This is a genomic window from Pseudaeromonas pectinilytica (assembly GCF_054780855.1).
On sequence record NZ_BAAGVN010000170.1, the window covers coordinates 1 to 787 of the forward strand.

General features: G+C 37.9%; 1 protein-coding gene. It reads left to right on the forward strand.

Translation table 11 applies throughout. The features are described from left to right. Window positions 1–112: 112 nt before the first annotated feature. Complete coding sequence (locus tag ACYVG7_RS10025; protein ID WP_460882988.1) at window positions 113–748, forward strand: hypothetical protein; 636 nt, start codon at window positions 113–115, stop codon at window positions 746–748. Window positions 749–787 lie beyond the last annotated feature (39 nt).

Here is a 787-nt window from a genome sequence, read left to right on the forward strand (position 1 = left end):
CAATTAAAATCGTGTTTGGAGCTGCTCAACTGATCGAGACTTGATCAACTTGTGCAAAGAATGATCATGCGTCGGCCCTGCCTTTTAAAGTCTTTACCAGCGCAGGACCAATATGAATTTTGATAGATTTAGAGTCCAAGCAGCGGTGGAATTAGATATTGGCTGTACGGACCTTACAAAGTGGGGCTCATATCTTGCAAAATTTGAAGCGTATGAAGTAACTGAACTCAGGTGTAAAGAACTAACTGTTGATCTAAAAAAAGATGCAGCAGATATATATTTCAAGGCTTTATTTAGCCTCTCCGATGCAATAAACGGAATATATCATGGGAGACATTCATGGGCCGCGATTAAAATTTATTACTCTGTATTTTTCCTTTTAAGATGTTCGTTAGCCACTAACAAGTTTGCATTCTTAAAGAACAATGGAATATACACATTGAAAATAGCGAAAGGAGAAAAACCAGAACGCAGAGACTGTGGGAAATTATCTGGGGAACGGGTAACAGGAGACCACAAAACTACAATTTTTACTTTTATATCGTTATTCAAAGATACAGATATCCTCCAGAGCAATCATGTCGAAAACAAGGTTGTCTATGAATGGCTCATGGAGTTAAGAAATCAAATTAACTATCGAGAGAGAACATTCACCGAACCAGTTAATAAATATTTCTTTAGCTCCTTGTTTGATAGGGGGAAGATCAGGGCGGGAGCATACTTTGTTGGTTATTTAACCAAAGAATAGTTGTGCCCGATAATTGTCATCCCAGCTTGCTTTTTTTAG

Excerpts from the sequence above, each read along its gene's own strand:
- ACYVG7_RS10025 (WP_460882988.1), top strand. The coding sequence starts at position 113 with ATGAATTTTGATAGATTTAGAGTCCAAGCAGCGGTGGAATTAGATATT.